The 1,879-nt window shown below is 65.8% G+C and carries 2 protein-coding genes; both read right to left on the bottom strand.

The features are described from left to right. Positions 1–4 precede the first annotated feature (4 nt). Positions 5–889, bottom strand: a complete 885-nt coding sequence (gene purU / locus GL279_RS19040; RefSeq protein ID WP_155066168.1) for a formyltetrahydrofolate deformylase — start codon at positions 887–889, stop codon at positions 5–7. Positions 890–1,017: 128 nt separating this feature from the next. Then, positions 1,018–1,879: bifunctional methylenetetrahydrofolate dehydrogenase/methenyltetrahydrofolate cyclohydrolase (locus GL279_RS19035; RefSeq protein WP_155066167.1), on the bottom strand; the 862-nt coding region annotated here is incomplete at its 5' end.

Here is a 1,879-nt window from a genome sequence, read left to right as displayed (position 1 = left end):
TGGCTCAGCCCATGCGCTCGCTGGCGTAGCTGCCGGGCGAGGCCGGGAAGACCACGGTCTTGTTGCCGTTCAGGAACACGCGGCGGTGGATATGGGCGTGGATCGCCCGTGCCAACACCTGGCTTTCCACGTCGCGGCCAAGGCTGACGTAATCCTCGGGCGACTGGGCATGGGTCACGCGGATGGTGTCCTGCTCGATGATCGGGCCCTCGTCCAGATCGGCGGTGACGTAATGGCTGGTCGCGCCGATCAGCTTCACCCCGCGCTCATAGGCCTGCTTGTAGGGGTTCGCCCCCTTGAAGCTGGGCAGGAACGAGTGGTGGATGTTGATGATCCGCCCCGACATCTTGCGGCACATGTCATCGGACAGCACCTGCATGTAGCGCGCCAGCACGATCAGCTCGGCGCCGGTATCCTCGACCACGGCCATGATGCGGGCCTCGGCCTCGGGCTTGTTCTGCTTGGTCACCTTGATGCAGTGGAAGGGGATGTCGTGGTTCACCACCACCTTCTGGTAGTCCATGTGGTTGCTGACCACCGCCACGATCTCGATCGGCAGCGCGCCGATGCGCCAGCGATACAGCAGATCATTCAGGCAATGGCCAAAGCGGCTGACCATGATCACGACCTTCATCTTCTCGGCCTCGTCGTGGAAGGCATAGGTCATGTCGAATTCGGCCGCGGCCGCGGCCAGCCCCTCCTGCAGCGCCGCCAGCGCCGCGCCGCTCTCGGGTACGAAGCTCACGCGCATGAAGAAGCGCCCGGTCTCGGCATCGTCGAACTGGCTCGAATCGGTGATGTTGCAGCCCTGCTCGGCCAGATAGGTCGAGATCGCGGCCACAATTCCCCGGGTCGAGGGGCAGGTGACGGTCAGGCAGTATTTGGTCATCGGGGTCTCCACTGTCGCGGGCCGGAGCCCATGCTTCTGTCGTGTGCAAATATCCTGGGGGGAGCGTTTTCCCGACCCCGTCGAGGGGTCTGGAAAACGTGGGGGGCAAAGCCCCCGGGGGGTGCGGCTCAGCCGGCGGGATGTCCGGGTCCGCTCAGATCCGGGTCGGGCAGGCCATTGATCCGGCAGCAGGCGATCAGCGTATTGGCCAGCAGGCAGGCGATGGTCATCGGCCCGACGCCGCCCGGCACCGGGGTGATCGCGCCCGCGACCTCGGCGGCGGGGCCAAAGTCCACGTCGCCCACCAGCCGCGACTTGCCGTCGCGCTCGATGCGGTTGATGCCGACGTCGATCACGGTGGCGCCGGGCTTGACCCAGTCACCCTTGACCAGCTCGGGCCGGCCCACCGCCACCACGAGGATGTCGGCCTGACGGCACAGATCGGCGGTGTTGCGGGTGCGCGAATGCGCCACCGTCACCGTGCAGCCCTCGGCCAGCAGCAGCTGCGCCATCGGCTTGCCGACGATATTGGACTTGCCGATGACCAGCGCGTTCAGCCCCGACAGGTTGCCCAGCCGGTCCTTGAGCATCATCAGGCAGCCCAGGGGCGTGCAGGGCACCATCGCCTTTTGCCCGGTGCCGAGCAGGCCGACATTGCTGATGGTAAAGCCGTCGACGTCCTTTTCCGGTGCGATGGCATTGATGACGGCCTCGGCGTCCAGATGCCCCGGCAGCGGCAGCTGCACCAGGATGCCATGCACCGCCGGATCGGCATTCAACTTAGCAATCAGCGCCATCAGCGCGTCCTGCCCGGTCGAGGCCTCAAGCTTGTGCTCAAAGCTCACCATTCCGGCTTCGCGCGTCTGGATGCCCTTGTTGCGCACATAGACCGCCGAGGCCGGATCCTCGCCCACCAGCACAACCGCAAGACCGGGCACAATCCCGCGATCCGATAACCCAGATACCGTCGCGGAAACTCGCCCGCGAAGC

The sequence above is a fragment of the Paracoccus limosus genome (genome assembly GCF_009711185.1).
Lineage (GTDB): Bacteria > Pseudomonadota > Alphaproteobacteria > Rhodobacterales > Rhodobacteraceae > Paracoccus > Paracoccus limosus.
This window is presented reverse-complemented; position numbering and strand designations above follow the sequence as displayed.

What these genes read in the sequence shown, in the direction of transcription:
- purU (WP_155066168.1), bottom strand. Translation starts at nt 889, where the DNA reads ATGACCAAATACTGCCTGACCGTCACCTGCCCCTCGACCCGGGGAATT.